10 protein-coding genes are annotated in these 14685 nt (G+C 68.2%); 3 read left to right on the top strand and 7 right to left on the bottom strand.

What is annotated here, in order from left to right; translation table 11 throughout:
* Positions 1-15: 15 nt before the first annotated feature.
* The 5 genes from AAH991_RS35655 to AAH991_RS35675 are packed head-to-tail and all read right to left on the bottom strand — an operon-like array spanning position 16 to position 5906.
* The gene (locus AAH991_RS35655) at positions 16-1053 is read right to left on the bottom strand and encodes a LacI family DNA-binding transcriptional regulator (RefSeq protein ID WP_346230353.1); all 1038 of its coding nucleotides are present in this window, start codon (positions 1051-1053) and stop codon (positions 16-18) included.
* Between the two features lie 5 nt (positions 1054-1058).
* Positions 1059-2660: a glycoside hydrolase family 13 protein gene (locus AAH991_RS35660; RefSeq protein WP_346230354.1), complete on the bottom strand. Its 1602-nt coding sequence runs from the start codon at positions 2658-2660 to the stop codon at positions 1059-1061.
* 56 nt (positions 2661-2716) lie between these two features.
* Positions 2717-3598, bottom strand: a complete 882-nt coding sequence (locus AAH991_RS35665; RefSeq protein WP_346230355.1) for a sugar ABC transporter permease — start codon at positions 3596-3598, stop codon at positions 2717-2719.
* A complete protein-coding gene (locus AAH991_RS35670) occupies positions 3595-4605 on the bottom strand; it encodes a carbohydrate ABC transporter permease (protein ID WP_346230356.1) in 1011 nt (336 codons plus the stop codon). The genes AAH991_RS35665 and AAH991_RS35670 overlap by 4 nt, the downstream gene beginning before the upstream one ends.
* A gap of 2 nt (positions 4606-4607) precedes the next feature.
* Positions 4608-5906, bottom strand: a complete 1299-nt coding sequence (locus tag AAH991_RS35675; RefSeq protein ID WP_346230357.1) for an extracellular solute-binding protein — start codon at positions 5904-5906, stop codon at positions 4608-4610.
* 619 nt (positions 5907-6525) lie between these two features.
* On the opposite strand from AAH991_RS35675, the gene AAH991_RS35680 reads away from it, so the two are divergent.
* Positions 6526-8559 (top strand): carbohydrate binding domain-containing protein, encoded by a 2034-nt coding sequence (locus tag AAH991_RS35680; protein WP_346230358.1) that lies wholly within the window; start codon positions 6526-6528, stop codon positions 8557-8559.
* Positions 8560-8632: 73 nt separating this feature from the next.
* Positions 8633-11629 (top strand): carbohydrate binding domain-containing protein, encoded by a 2997-nt coding sequence (locus AAH991_RS35685; protein ID WP_346230359.1) that lies wholly within the window; start codon positions 8633-8635, stop codon positions 11627-11629.
* Positions 11630-11729: 100 nt separating this feature from the next.
* Here the strand turns inward: AAH991_RS35685 and AAH991_RS35690 are convergent, their stop codons facing one another.
* Complete coding sequence (locus tag AAH991_RS35690; protein ID WP_346230360.1) at positions 11730-12758, bottom strand: LacI family DNA-binding transcriptional regulator; 1029 nt, start codon at positions 12756-12758, stop codon at positions 11730-11732.
* A gap of 452 nt (positions 12759-13210) precedes the next feature.
* Here AAH991_RS35690 and AAH991_RS35695 point away from each other — a divergent pair, with 452 nt between their 5' ends.
* Positions 13211-13651: a hypothetical protein gene (locus tag AAH991_RS35695; protein WP_346230361.1), complete on the top strand. Its 441-nt coding sequence runs from the start codon at positions 13211-13213 to the stop codon at positions 13649-13651.
* Between the two features lie 8 nt (positions 13652-13659).
* Here the strand turns inward: AAH991_RS35695 and AAH991_RS35700 are convergent.
* Positions 13660-14548, bottom strand: a protein-coding gene (locus tag AAH991_RS35700) for an IS5 family transposase (RefSeq protein WP_346230362.1) whose coding sequence is annotated in 2 segments (ribosomal slippage) — positions 13660-13971 and positions 13973-14548 — 888 coding nt in all. Because the reading frame shifts where the segments join, the coding sequence is not laid out codon by codon here.
* Positions 14549-14685: the final 137 nt, after the last annotated feature.

A 14685-nucleotide genomic window follows, 5' to 3' on the forward strand; every position in this document is an offset into this window, starting at 1 on the left:
TGACAGGGGCGCGGCTTAGCGGCGGACCTTGGGACCCGAGCCCGTCGAACCGCGCACGATCAGCTCCGGCCGGAAGACCAGCTCGTGGTGTCGTGAGGGGGCGCCCCCGATCACCTCGAGCAGGGTGTCGACTGCGGCGGCGGCCATCGCCTGGACGGGCTGGCGCACCGTGGTGAGCGGCGGGTCCGTGTACGCGATCAGCGGGGAGTCGTCGTATCCGACGACCGATACCTCCCCCGGGACGGCCAGACCGCGTTCCCGGCAGGCCCGGATGGCGCCGATGGCCATCAGGTCGCTGGCGCAGACGATGCCCGTGCAGCCCCGGTCCAGCAGATGGGCCGCGGCCGCCTGCCCGCCCTCGACGGAGAACAGGGAGTGGGAGATCAGATCGCCGACGTCCGTCACGCCGAGCAGTTCGGCCAGCGCCTGCCGATATCCCTCGATCTTCCGGATCACCGGGACGAACCGGGCCTGGCCGACCGCCAGCCCGATGCGTTCGTGCCCGAGATCGACCAGATGCTGTACGGCCAGCCTCGCCGCCAGCCGGTCGTCGGGGGAGACGAAGGGCGCCTCCACGTCCGCCGCGTGCCCGTTCATCAGCACGATCGGCACTTTCTGGGTGATGAGCTCGGAGTACCGGTCCGAGCGTGCCGTTGTGTCCGCGTGCAGCCCGGAGACGAAGACCATCCCGCTCACCCCGCGGTCGAGCAGCAGTTCGGTGAACTCGTCCTCGGGTGCGCCGCCCGGCATCTGCGTACACAGGACCGGCGTGTAGCCGTACTGGGTGAGCGCCTTCTCGATGGCCTGCGCGAAGGCAGGGAAGATCGGGTTGTCCAGCTCCGGGGTGATCAGCCCGATCAGCCCGTTGCTCCGCTGCCGCAGCCGCTGCGGCCGCTCGTACCCCATCAGGTCGAGAGCCGCGAGCACGGCCTGCCGAGTGGCCTTCGAGACACCCGGCTTGCCGTTCAGCACCCGGCTGACGGTCGCCTCGCTGACGCCGGCCTGCGCGGCGATGTCCGTCAGCCGGGGAATGCCGGCCGCTAGGGGGCTCAACGACATCAGCGTTCCCGCCACCACGCGGCGGAGTCCGGGGCCAGGACGATCCTTCCGTCGCTCACCTGGACGGGAGCGCTCGCCAGCAGGAGTTCGCCCTCCACCGTCAGCTCCACCGGCCGGTCGCCGAGGTTGATCGTGCAGACGAAGCCATCGCCGCGGGAGAAGGCGATGCTGCCCTCCGGCGCGTCGAGCCACACGAGGGGCCCGTCGCCGAGGCCGAGCAGCTCGCGGCGGAGGCGGAGGGCCCTGCGGTACAGGTTCAGCGTCGACTCCGGGTCCTCGGCCTGCGCCTCCACACTGAGTTCCGCCCAGGACTCCGGTATCGGCAGCCAGGCGCCGTCGGCGCCGGGCGGCGCGAAGCCGAAGGGCTTGACCTTCGTCCAGGGCAGCGGCACGCGGCAGCCGTCGCGGCCGCTGTCGGGGTCGCGCAGTCGCTGCGGGTCCTGCAGGTACTCCTCCGGCAGGTCGAGCACCTCCGGCAGCCCCAGCTCCTCACCCTGGTACACGTACGCCGAGCCCGGCAGCGCCAAGGTGAGCAACGCCGCCGCGCGGGCGCGGCGGCCCCCGAGATCGCCGCCGCCGTAGCGGGTGACGTGCCGTTTCACGTCGTGGTTGGACAGCACCCAGGTCGGGGGCGCGTCCACCAGCGCCGACGTGCGCACCGACTCGTCGATCACCTCCCGGAACGCCTCGGCGTCCCAGGGGGCGGTCAGGAAGTGGAAGTTGAACGCCTGGTGCAGCTCGTCGGGGCGGACGTAGTTGGCCAGCCGCTCGGGCGAGGGCGCCCACGCCTCGGCCACCCCGATCCGCTCGCCCTCGTAGGAGTCGAGGATGCGCCGCCAGGCCCGGTGGATCTCGTGCACGCCGTCCTGGTCAAAGAACGGGACCACCTCCATCCCGATCATCCGCGCCTGACCGGACCGGCCGACATCCGGGAGACCCGGAGCCTTGACCATGCCGTGCGCCACGTCGATACGGAAGCCGTCCACACCGAGGTCGAGCCAGAACCGCAGCACGTCGGCGAACTCCTCGTGCACCTCCGGGTGCTCCCAGTTGAGGTCCGGCTGCTCGGGGGCGAACAGGTGCAGGTACCACTGGCCGTCCTCGACCCGCGTCCAGGCGGGCCCGCCGAAGATCGACTCCCAGTCGTTGGGCGGCAGCTCGCCCGCCGCGCCCTTGCCCTCGCGGAAGATGTAGCGCTCCCGCTCCGGACTGCCCGGCCCGGCCCGCAGCGCCGCCTGGAACCAGGGGTGGCGGTCGGAGGTGTGGTTGGGCACCACGTCCACGATGATCCTCAGCCCGTGCCGATGGACGTCGTCGATCAGCGCCTTCGCGTCGTCCAGGGAACCGAAGATCGGGTCGACGTTCCGGTAGTCGCTGACGTCGTATCCGAAGTCGGCCATCGGCGAGGGGTAGAACGGCGTCAGCCAGAGGGCGTCCACGCCAAGATCGGCCAGGTAGGGCAGACGGTCGCGGATGCCGAGCAGGTCACCGATCCCGTCCCCGTTGCCGTCCGCGAAGCTGCGGACGTACACCTGGTAGATCACCGCGTCCCGCCACCACCGGGTGGCGACCGCCGACGGGCGGACGGCGAGTTCTGTCACTGGGCTTCCCCGATCCTTGTAAGAGATGGAATGTCCATGAGTGCGCCGTGAAGGGGTCACATCTTCGTGGCGCCGCTGGTGAGCCCGGCCACGAGATGACGCTGGACGAGCAGGAAGACGACCGCGGCGGGAATCGCGATGAGCACGGCCGAGGCGGTGAGCAGTCCCCAGTCCGACCAGTGCTGGCCGACGAACTGCTGGAGCCCGACGGCGAGAGTGCGCTTCTCCTCCTGCGACATGAAGACCGTGGCGTACGCGACCTCGCCCCACGCGGTCATGAAGCAGTAGAAGGCGGTCACCGCGAGGCTGGGCCTGGCCAGCGGCAGCACCACCCGCCAGAACGTGCCGAACGGCGTCAGCCCATCCACCAAGCCCGCCTGATCGATCTCCCTGGGGATGGTGTCGAAGTAGCTCTTCATCATCCACGCGCAGAACGGCACGGCCACGGTCAGGTAGGCCGCGACGAGCCCGGGAACCTGGTTCAGCAACCCGAGGCCGGCCATGAGGTTGTACAGCGGCACGATCAGGATCGCCACCGGGAACATCTGGGTGACCAGCAGCAGCCACATGACGCCCCGGTGACCCGGAAAGCGGAACCGGCTGATCGCGTAACCGGTGGTCGCGGCGACGAACACGCCCAGGACCATGGTCAGCCCCGCCGCGAGGACGGAGTTGAGCAGCCAGAGGGGGAACTCGGTGTCACCGAGCACCCGCGCGTAGTTCGTCAGCGACGGCTGGTTGAAGAGCTCCAGCTCGGACGACAGCCACCCGTCCCGCGGCTTGAGCGAGGTGAGCACCAGCCAGACCACGGGGAACAGCGAGATGAGGGTGGCGACCAGGAGTGTCCCGTGCAGGAGGACCGAGCCGGCCAGGCTCCGCTGCTGCCGGCCGTACGACCTCGTGTGAGTGGTGGCGGCGCTCGGCATGTCGGTGCTCACCAGGCCTCCCCCTGCTTGCGCAGCGCTCTGCGGTATACGAAGGTCATGGCGACGAGCAGCATCAGGATGATCACGCCCCAGGCCGCCGATCCGGAGTAGTTGCGCACGCCGGTGAACGCCTCACGGAAGGCATAGGTGACCAGGATCTCCGTGGAGCTGCCGGGGCCGCCCCGGGTGATCAGGAAGATCATCGGGAACATGTTGAACGTCCAGATCGTGCCGAGCAGCACGACCGTGCTCGACACCGAGCGCAGGCCCGGCAGAGTGATGTGCCGGAACCGCTGCCAGGGGCTGGCCCCGTCCACCTCGGCCGCCTCGTACAGCTCGGCCGGGATCGACTGCAGGCCGCCGAGCAGGGCCACCATCATGAACGGCACGCCCACCCAGACGTTCACGGCGATGACCGCGAGCTTCGCCGTCGTCGGGTCGTCCAGCCAGCCGACCGCGCCGAGCCCGGCGGCCTTCAGCATCGCGTTGATCACGCCGAAGTCGCTGTTGAACAGGTAGCGCCAGATGAAGGCGGCCACGAACCCGGGAATGGCCCAGGGCAGGATCAGCAGCATCCGGTAGACCGAGCGGAGCCGCAGCCGGCGATGCAACATCATCGCCAGGCCGAGGCCGATCCCGTAGTGGAGGCCGACGCAGACGACCGTCCACACGGCGGTCCAGGCCAGCCTCTCCCAGAACAGGCTGCTCGTGAGGATGTCGACGTAGTTCTCAAGCCCGACGAACTTGTACGTCGCCGGGATGACGTTGACACCGATGGTGCGGCCCACGTTGGCCTCGGTGGCGTCGGTCAGGGACAGGTAGACGCCCCGGGCCAGCGGCCAGCCGACCAGCACGCCGATGACGATCACCACCGGAGCGGTCATCGCCCACGCGTACCAGTGCTGGGACAGGAAACGCCGCACCGGTCCGGGCCGGCTTCCGCGGTGGCCGCGGGCGCCGAGCGCGCCCGCGGCCCCGTCCCTGGCCGTGCGGGAGGCACGTCCAGTCGTGGTCGCCACGATCAGCTCCAGTCCTTCATGATGCTGTGGTACTTCTCGTCGACCTGCTTGAGCGCGTCCTCCGGCTTGGTGCCGTCCAGCAGTGCCTGGTAGCCCTCGAGCAGCGGTTGGAACAGCTGGCCGCCTTCGGGGATCCACGGGCGGGCGACCGCCGTGTCCAGGATCGGCTTGAAGACCGCCACGTCCTGGTTCTCCTTGACCTTCGGGTCGTCGAAGCTGGACGCGCGGGCCGGAAGGAGGCCCAGCTCACTGGAGACGGTGGCCAGAGAGCTCGCCGAGCTCATGAAGCGCAGGAACTCGTAGGAGGCGTCGAGGTTCTTGGATCCCGCGTAAACGGCGTAGTTCCACCCGCCGGTGGGCGCCCCGGCCTTGACCGAGCCCGCGGGGACGGGCGCGATGCCAAGGTTGCTCCTGTCCTGGAACTCCTTGCCCTGGTAGACCTCCGAGAGCGCCCAGGGACCGTTGTAGATCATCGCGGTTTTGCCGTCCTTCAGGGCGGTCATCGCGTTGGCGTAGCTGTCCTGGAGGGCGGGCTTGGGCGCGGCCCCCGAGCTGATCAGGTCGGCCACCTCGCCCAGCGCCTTGACGTTGGCCGGCGAGTTCACGACGATCTTCTTGCTCTGCACATCGAGGAGGTCGCCGCCCTCGCCGTAGATGAACGGAAGCAGGAAGTAGGAGTCCACGTTCAGGGTGAGGCCGTTCACCCCGGTCTTCGCCTTCACGTCGAGGGCGACCTTCTTGAGCTCGTCGAAGGTCTTGGGCGCCTCCTCGTAGCCCGCCTTCTTCAGTAGCTTCTTGTTGTAGAGCAGAGCGAGGGTGTCGGTCACCTGGGGCACCGCGTACGTCTTGCCCTCGTACTTGGTGCTGCTCAGCGGCCCGGGCAGGTAGTCGCTCTCATTGTCGATGGCGCGGGTGCCGTCGAGCGGCTGGAGGTAACCGAGCGAGGCGAACTGCGAGGTCCAGGCGACCTCCGAGCGGATGATGTCCGGGGCGCCGGTCCCCGCCTGCGCGGCCGTCTGGAACTGGCCCTGCGCCTGGTCGGACGGCACGTTGACGTACTTGACCTTGATCTTCGGGTACTTGGCCTCGAACTCCTTGATGAGCTTCCGGAAGGTCGGCCCCTCGCTGTCCGGCCGCGTGGTGTCCCACCAGGTGATCTCACCGCTGATCTGGGTCGGGTCCGCGGGGGCTGCGGACTTCTCGGTCGCCGCCGACGTGCCGCTGTCATCGCCGCTGCCGCAGGCGGAGGCCGCCAGCGCGAGAGCCGCGACGACTGTCACGGCCGAAATGGCTCGCCGCATGTCTATCTCCTCATGGGGACGTTCAGGGGATTGAAACGCGCCGGCGAGAGCCGCTCGCCGGCGTCTTTTTGGGGGTGAACATGACGTTACGCGGCTGCAAGAAGTTTTGAAAGACCTTGCAATGATCAACTGCTATTTCGTTATCTACGACAAAGCGTCACCTTGTGATTACTGATCGCAATATCTAGGATGAGACATTCGGGCAAATCAGACAGACGCGAGCATTACTCGCACTGGCACCGAGACATGTTCTGGAATTTTCTGCAAGCTATTGCAATCCGAATGGCCGCTGAGTAACTTCCAGGCAACACCTGGGAAACCTGGACATGGAGGCCCCTACGGTGTGCCCATCCCCCACCGGCTCGAGGGCGCCGCCGCCGCCTCACCCGCATCCCGCGATGTCGGGGCCGGGCCGTCAGTTCGTCCTCGCGTGTGCCGTTCTCATGCCATCCGCAGTGGCGCGGATGAGGACGCCGCCGCATCGTCACGGCAGCTCATGCCGTCGTCCTCAAAACCCGTACGCCTTCTCGCAGGCGTCACGCATGGAAGCGGGCCGGGTGTTGACCCCACCCGGCCCGCATCAACGGGATCCCGTCCTGAGTTCTGGAGACCCCCCTTTATGAGACTGTACAAAGCAATCGTTGCGGGCGCGTTAACCGCGACCGCGGCGGCCGGCACCGCCGTGGCGCTGCCCGTGCTGACCGAGACCGCCGCCAACGCCGCCTCCGCCCCCGGAGTGACCGTCAACCTGTGGAACTGGAACTGGAAGTCGGTGGCCAGGGAGTGCACCGACGTCCTGGGCCCGGCCGGGTACGGCTCGGTGCAGGTGTCCCCGCCCAACGACTCCATGTCCAAGGGCGGCTCGGTCTGGTGGGACATCTACCAGCCCGCCCGCTACACGCTGACCAGCAAGTTCGGTGACGAGGCCGCGTTCAAGAACATGGTCGACGCCTGCCACGCCGCGGGCGTGAAGGTGCAGGTGGACACCGTCATCAACCACATGACCGGGCAGGGCGCCACCAGCTACGGCGGCTACGGCTTCAGCAAGTACAACTACCCCGGGCTCTACTCCTCCTGGGACTTCCACTCCCCCACCTGCGGGATCGACAACGCCGACTATGGAAACAACGCCTGGCGGGTGCAGAACTGCGAGCTCGTCAGCCTGTCCGACCTCAACACCGGCTCCGACTACGTGCGCGGCCAGATCGCCGCGTACATGAACAAGCTGACCGACCTGGGCGTCGACGGCTTCCGCATCGACGCCGCCAAGCACATCAGCCCAGACGACCTCGGGGCGATCAAGTCGAGGCTCAAGGGCTCGCCCTACATCCACCAGGAGGTCATCTACGGCCAGGGCGAGGCGGTTCAGCCGAGCCAGTACACGGGCATCGGCGACGTGGACGAGTTCGTCTACGGCCGCAAGCTCAAGGAGCAGTTCACCGGCCAGATCAAGTATCTGCAGAGCTTCGGCCAGAGCTGGGGCCTGTCGGTGGGCAGCGACAAGGCCATGGTGTTCGTCGACAACCACGACACCGAACGCAAGGACGCCTCCGCCGGCGACGGCACGCTCAACTACAAGTACGGCGCCACCTACAAGCTGGCCAACGTCTTCATGCTGGCCTGGCCGTACGGCAAGCCCAACGTCTACTCCTCCTTCACCTGGAGCAACAAGGACGGCGGGCCGCCGTCGGCCAACGGCGGGTTCGTCACCGACACCAACTGCTCCAACGGCCAGTGGACCTGCTTCGACCGCGAGATGACCGGCATGGTCGGCTTCTACAACGCCGTCCAGGGCACCTCGGTCGGCAACTGGACCGACAACGGCGGCAACCTGATCGCCTTCAGCCGCGGCGACAAGGGCTGGGTCGCGATCAACAACGAGAACGGCAGCGTCACCCGCACCTTCACCACCGGCCTGCCCGCCGGAACCTACCCGAACGTGGCCGGCGGCGGCTCGGTGACGGTGAACTCCGGTGGGACCGCATCGGTCACCGTCCCGGCCAAGAGCGCCGTCGCCATCCGCGTCGGCACGTCGGCCACGCCCTCGCCCACGGTGACGCCGACCGGTGACAAGACCGCCACCGTCTACTACAAGACGAGCTGGGGCACCGCCAACATCCACTACGGGATCAACGGCACCTGGACCACCGTCCCCGGCGTCGCCATGGACACCGCCTGCACCGGCTGGAAGAAGAAGACCATCCAGCTCGGCGCCGCCACCACCTTCCAGGCCGTCTTCAACAACGGCTCCGGCACCTGGGACAACAACGGCGAAAAGAACTACACCATCGGCACCGGCACCACCACCGTCAAGGACGGCGTGGTCACCGGCAACGCCGCCAACCCCTGCGAGGGCACCACCCAGAACAGCGCGACCGTCTACTACTTCACGGGCTGGAATCCGGCGAACATCCACTACGGGATCAACGGCACCTGGACCACCGTCCCCGGCGTCGCCATGGACACCGCCTGCACCGGCTGGAAGAAGAAGACCGTCGACCTCGGCACCGCCGCCACCTTCCAGGTCACCTTCAACAACGGCTCCGGCACCTGGGACAACAACGGCGGCAACAACTACACCATCGGCACCGGCGCCACCACCGTGAAGGACGGCGTGGTCACCGGCAACGCCGCCAACCCCTGCGGCGGCTAGACGACGCCGGCGCGTCCCGGTCCCGTCCGGGCCGGGACGCGGTCCCACCCCCCAGCAGAAGGAAAGGACCGCAATGAACCGCAGACGCGTTCACCTTGCCGCGGCCACGGCGATCGTCGCGTTGTCCAGCCTGATCCCGATGGCCGGCGCCCGTGCCGCCAACAGTGCCACGGTGTTCTACAAGACGGGATGGAACCCGGCCAACATCCACTACGGGATCAACGGCACCTGGACCAACGTCCCCGGCGTCGCCATGGACACCGCCTGCACCGGCTGGAAGAAAAAGACGATCGACCTCGGCACCGCCGCCACCTTCCAGGTCACCTTCAACAACGGCTCCGGCACCTGGGACAACAACCAGGGCAGGAACTACACCATCGGCACCGGCACCACCGTCGTCCAGAACGGTGTGGTCACCGGCAACGCCCCCGACCCCTGCGTGACGGCCTCGCCGTCCCCTTCCCCCTCACCGTCGAGTGGAGGCAAGGCGACCGTCTTCTACTACAAGAAGACCAGGGGCTGGAGCTCCGTGAAGATCCACTACCAGCCCACCGGCGGCTCGTGGACGACGGTCCCGGGCATCGACATGGACGAGGAGAGCTGCGCCGACTGGGCGAAGAAGACGGTCGACCTCGGCAGCGCGACCGGGCTCAAGGCCGCCTTCAACAACGGATCGGGCACCTGGGACAACAACAACGGCGCCGACTACGCCATCGGTCTCGGCACGACCACGGTCAAGGACGGCGTCATACGCGCGAACGCGCCGGAGCCGTGCACGCCCGACCCGCCGGACACGACCGCGCCCAGCGTGCCCACGGGCCTGGCCGCGACCGCGTCGGGCACGACCGTCACGCTCACCTGGACGGCGTCGACCGACAACGTCGGTGTCACCGGTTACGAGATCAGCCGGGCCAAGGGCGAGGAGACCCCCGTCGTCCGCTCCGCCTCCGGCACCTCGTACAAGGAGTCCGGTCTGGACGCCAAGACGACCTACACCTACAAGGTGCGGGCACTGGACGCCGCAGGCAACAGATCCGCCTACACCGATGCCGTCTCGGTCACGACGGGCGACGGGCCGCCACCCGTCACCCAGGGCACCCCGCTCGGCGGCGATCCGCGCAAGGACTCCATCTACTTCGTCATGACGGCGCGGTTCTACGACGGCGACACCTCCAACGACAGGGGCGGAAGCCAGAACATCCGCTCGGGAAACGCGGCGAACAACGACCCGATGTTCCGCGGCGACTTCAAGGGCCTCATCGACAAGCTGGACTACATCAAGGCCCTCGGCTTCTCCGCGATCTGGATCACCCCGGTCGTGCTGAACCGCTCCGACTACGACTACCACGGCTACCACGGCTGGGACTTCTACCGGGTGGACACCCGGCTGGAGACGCCCGGCTACACCTACCAGGACCTGATCAACAAGGCCCACGCCAAGGGCCTGAAGATCTACCAGGACGTCGTCTACAACCACAGCTCCCGTTGGGGCGCCAAGGGACTGTTCGTCCCCCCGGTGTACGGCGTGCGCGACGAGCAGTGGAAGTGGATGTACAGCGCCAAGGAGGCGGGCCGGGAGTACGACCCCATGGTCGAGCATCAGGGCGACGACCCCGGCATGACCGCCGCGCAGAACCAGATGGCCAAGGGACGGCCGTACAACGGCGACCTGTGGTCGACCGAGGAGCCGGCGGGCAACACCTGCCGCAACTGGGGGACGCCGACCCAGTACTACAGCCCCGAGGGATACCGCATCTACAACTGCCAGTGGCCGAGCCCGACCTCCGGGATGTTCCCCGCGAAGTACTACCACCAGTGCTGGATCGGCAACTGGGAGGGCGAGGACTCGCGCAGCTGCTGGCTGCACGAGGACCTGGCCGACTTCAACACCGAGAACGCCGAGGTGCAGAAGTACCTCATCGACGCCTACAACCGGTTCATCGACATGGGCGTCGACGGCTTCCGCATCGACACGGCCGTGCACATCCCCCGGGTCACCTGGAACCGCCGCTTCCTGCCGGCGATCTACGACCGCGTCAAGGAGAAGTTCGGCGAGGACAAGGCGAAGGACTTCTACGTCTTCGGCGAGGTCGCCGCGTTCGTGAACGACAAGTGGAACCGCGGCTCGGTCAACCACTCCGCGCAGTTCTACACCTGGAAGGAGCGCAAGGACTACAGCGCCGACGACGAGAAGGCCGCGATCGAGCAGTACAACTACGAGGAGCAGCTCGGCACGGGCAACCAGCCCACCAGCACCAACGCCTTCCTGGACGGCAACACCTACCACGCGCCCGACCACTCGAAGTTCTCCGGCATGAACATCATCGACATGCGCATGCACATGAACTTCTCCGACGCGCAGAACGCCTACAACAACGGCAAGGACTCCGACGACAGCGTCAACGACGCCACCTACAACGCCGTCTACGTCGACTCGCACGACTACGGGCCCAACAAGTCCGGCTTCCGCTACAGCGGCGGCACCGACGCCTGGGCCGAGAACATGAGCCTGATGTGGACCTTCCGCGGCATCCCCACCCTCTACTACGGATCGGAGATCGAGTTCCAGAAGGGCAAGCAGATCGACTGCGGGCCCACCTGCCCGCTCGCCACCACGGGCCGCGCCTACTACGGCGACAAGATCGAGGGCACCGTCACCACGAGTGGCTACGGCGAGGTGTCCGGCGCGTCGGGACCCGTCGCGACGACGCTGAGCCAGCCGCTGGTCAAGCACCTGCAGCGGCTCAACCAGATCCGCCGGGCCATCCCGGCGCTGCAGATGGGGCAGTACTCGACTGAAGGCGTGTCCGGCTCGATCGCCTACAAGCGCCGCTACACCAGCGGGTCCACCGACAGCTTCGTCCTGGTGACCGTCTCCTCCGGCGCCACCTTCACCGGGATCCCCAACGGGACGTACGTGGACGCCGTCACCGGAGACAGGAAGACCGTCACCGGCGGAACCCTGTCGATCGACCTGAACGGCAAGGGCGACATGCGCGCCTACGTGCTCGACCTGCCCGGCAACCCGGCCCCGGGCAAGATCGGCACCGACGGCCCGTACCTCAAGTAGTCCCTTCGACACGTCGGGGCGGGGAGCGCGCTCCCCGCCCCGACGGGCGCCGCGGGGCCGGCGGGCAATCACCGCCGGCCTGTCCGCCCCGCCTTTGCGGCTATCCGGCGGCGGGCAGCTTCGCGGGCACCGGCGCGGTGGAGCGGCGGACGACCAGTTCGGGCCGGTGGAGCAGTTCGGTGCGCGGCGCGGGCAGCCCGCGGATCTCGTCCAGCAGGCTCGCCACGGCGGCCAGCCCCATGTCGCGGACCGGCTGGCGGATCGTGGTCAGCGGCGGATCGAGGTAAGCCGTCATCGGGGAGTCGTCGAACCCGACGACGGACACGTCCTCCGGCACTCGCAGTCCGGCCTGGCGGATGCCCCTGATCGCCCCGATGGCCATGATGTCGCTGCCGCAGCAGATCGCCGTGCAGCCCCTGTCGAGGAGCTGCTGCGCGGCCGACTGGCCGCCCTCCACCGTGTAGAGCGTGTTGACGACCAGCTCGGCCGTGTCGGCGACACCCGCGTACTCGGCCATCGCGCGGCGGAAACCGTTCGTCTTGCGGATGGTGGGCACGAACCGCTCCTGCCCGACGGCGAGACCGATGCGCCGGTGCCCGAGGGACGCCAGGTGGCTGACCGCCATGTCGAGTGCGGCGGCGTCGTCGTTGGAGATGAAGTGGGCGTCAATGTCCGGCCGGTAGCCGTTGATCAGCACCATGGGGAGGCCGAGCTCGATCAGCCGCAGGTAGCGGGAGCGGTCGGAGCGCGAGTCGGCGTGCAGGCCGCTGACGAAGATGATGCCCGAGACCCCGCGTTCGAGCAGCAGATCGGTGTAGTCGTCCTCGGCGATACCTCCGGGCGTCTGCGTGCACAGGACGGCGGTGTAGCCGGACAGGACCAGCGCGTTCTCGATCACCTGGGCGAACGCCGGGAAGATCGGGTTGTTCAGCTCGGGCAGGATCAGGCCGATGAGCCCGGTGTTTTGCTGCCGCAGCTTGGGCGGACGCTCGAAGCCGAGGACGTCGAGGGCGGTGAGCACGGCCTGCCGCGTCCCCGGCGCCACTCCGGGCTTCCCGTTCAGCACCCGGCTCACCGTCGCCTCACTCACGCCCGCTTGGGCGGCGATATCGGCGAGGCGCATGGTCATGATGGTCAACTTACCTTTCCTTGCCCCTGCACCCGGTCCCATGCCGTCATACCTGGCATGCGGGGGCGCCGGGGCACGCCATAAGGTCGCCCCTAGCGTATCGAAGCGCTTACAGCTCTTTCAGCGCTTGCAAACCGTGAAGGGTCAGAACCCGACGATCCCTCGGGAGGCGGAGCGCTGTCCTTGCAAGAGCCCCGCCTCCCCTACCGCGGGCCTGGGGCAGGGGCCTGTGGAGGCGGCAGACGATCAGCTCGGGGTCGAAGAGTTGCTCGCCGCCGCTGTTGCCGCGACCCTTCACCTGGTCGGCCAGCGCCCGTGCGGCGGCGCCGATGGTGAGCACCGGATGGGCCGTCGGTGTGGTCCTGGCTGCCCGGGGCCGGACGTCCGCCTGCCGTTCCTCGGCGTGCCCGCGCCCATTCCGCGGCTCGGGGCGGACCGGATCCGTGCGGACGATGCGCGTCTTCGCCGCCCGCACGTCCTGGCGCTCCCTCGTCCACTCGTGGTCGATCCTCAGCTCACACGACACGGCCCGCATCCGTTGTTCGGAACTCGACGGCCCGCGGCTGCGGATCGGCGATCGAACGATCCTGCTGGCGGCTCCGACGCGACAGCGCCAGCGCAACTGGCCGAACCACCGCGCCGCACGCTGGCCGGCGACCTGCAACCCGCACCTGTTCGTCAACGTCTACACCGCCGTGCGGACTGGGCGGGCTCAGCAACGTCTAGGCCAAGAAGAAAGTGGCACGCACGTCCGGCAAATCCACGAGGACCGCATTCTGCATGAGGCCACGCCCCAGCGGGGACACTCGACACGGCTCTGTGATCTGTTCGGTCTGTCCATCAAGAGCGCCCAACGCTACACCGCGCTCGCCACCGACCTAGGCGCCGCCTAGGGCCTGTCTCAAAGCCTGGTGAGCCAGTCGTTGATGGCGCTTACGTGGACGGCGGCTTGGTAGCGGACGGCGAGTTTGTCGTACCGGGTTGCGATGGCGCGGTTGCGTTTGAGCCGGTTGATGCCGCATTCCACGGCATGACGGGCGCGGTAGTCGCGGGCGTCGAAGGTGAACGGACGACCGCCGCGGCTGCCGCGCCGCAGCCGCGCGGCGATGCGATCGGCCGGCTCAGGGATCGTGCACCTGATTCCGCGGCTGCGCAGGTGAGCGCGGATCGCCCGGGAGGAGTAGGCCTTGTCGGCGCGGACCACCTCAGGCCGGGGTACGGGGCCGGCCGGGCCCGAGCCTAGGGACGCGGATGCCGGCCATGACCGCTTCGAACTGCGGGGCATCGCCCCGCTGCCCGGCGGTCAGCACCAGCGACAGCAGCCGTTGACCCTGTTCACGGGCCAGGTGCAGCTTGGTCGACAGGCCACCGCGTGAGCGTCCCAGCGCGTGGTCGACCGGCTCACTGCTCACTCCGCCCGGCGGTTCGGCCTGCAGACGCGGATCACGCCGCGCGCCTGCCGCATGCTGGTGGGCCCGCACGATGGTGGAGTCCACCCCGACCTGCCAGGTGATCGATCCGGCGGCATCAGCCCGGGCCTGCAGCCGGGTGAGGATCTTCTGCCAGACGCCGGCCCGCTGCCAGCGTCGAAACAGGGCGTACACCGCCTGCCAGGAGCCGTAGCACTCCGGTACGTCCCGCCAGGGAGCGCCGACCCGTACCCGCCACCGGATCCCGTCGATGAGCTGCCGCTTGGTCCACTTCGACGGCCGCCCTGGTCTGCTCGGCGCAGGCAGGAGCGGCTCCAGCCGCGCCCACTGCGCATCGGTCAGGTCGAACCGCCTCGTCACCGCTAAGGTGGCCAACGAGGTCTCCGGTGTTCAGGTTCTTCTTGGTCGATGAACCCTCTACCGGAGACCTCTTTGCATGTCCGGGCGACACGCCGTCAGTCAGCGGACTTGGAGACAGGCCCTAGGGCTTGTCTTCA

It is taken from the genome of Microbispora sp. ZYX-F-249, assembly GCF_039649665.1.
In the GTDB taxonomy this organism is placed as follows: Bacteria; Actinomycetota; Actinomycetes; order Streptosporangiales; family Streptosporangiaceae; genus Microbispora; species Microbispora maris.

What these genes read in the sequence shown, in the direction of transcription:
- AAH991_RS35695 (WP_346230361.1), top strand. Translation starts at nt 13,211, where the DNA reads ATGCGCGTCTTCGCCGCCCGCACGTCCTGGCGCTCCCTCGTCCACTCG.
- AAH991_RS35690 (WP_346230360.1), bottom strand. Translation starts at nt 12,758, where the DNA reads ATGACCATGCGCCTCGCCGATATCGCCGCCCAAGCGGGCGTGAGTGAG.
- AAH991_RS35680 (WP_346230358.1), top strand. Translation starts at nt 6,526, where the DNA reads ATGAGACTGTACAAAGCAATCGTTGCGGGCGCGTTAACCGCGACCGCG.
- AAH991_RS35675 (WP_346230357.1), bottom strand. Translation starts at nt 5,906, where the DNA reads ATGCGGCGAGCCATTTCGGCCGTGACAGTCGTCGCGGCTCTCGCGCTG.
- AAH991_RS35685 (WP_346230359.1), top strand. Translation starts at nt 8,633, where the DNA reads ATGAACCGCAGACGCGTTCACCTTGCCGCGGCCACGGCGATCGTCGCG.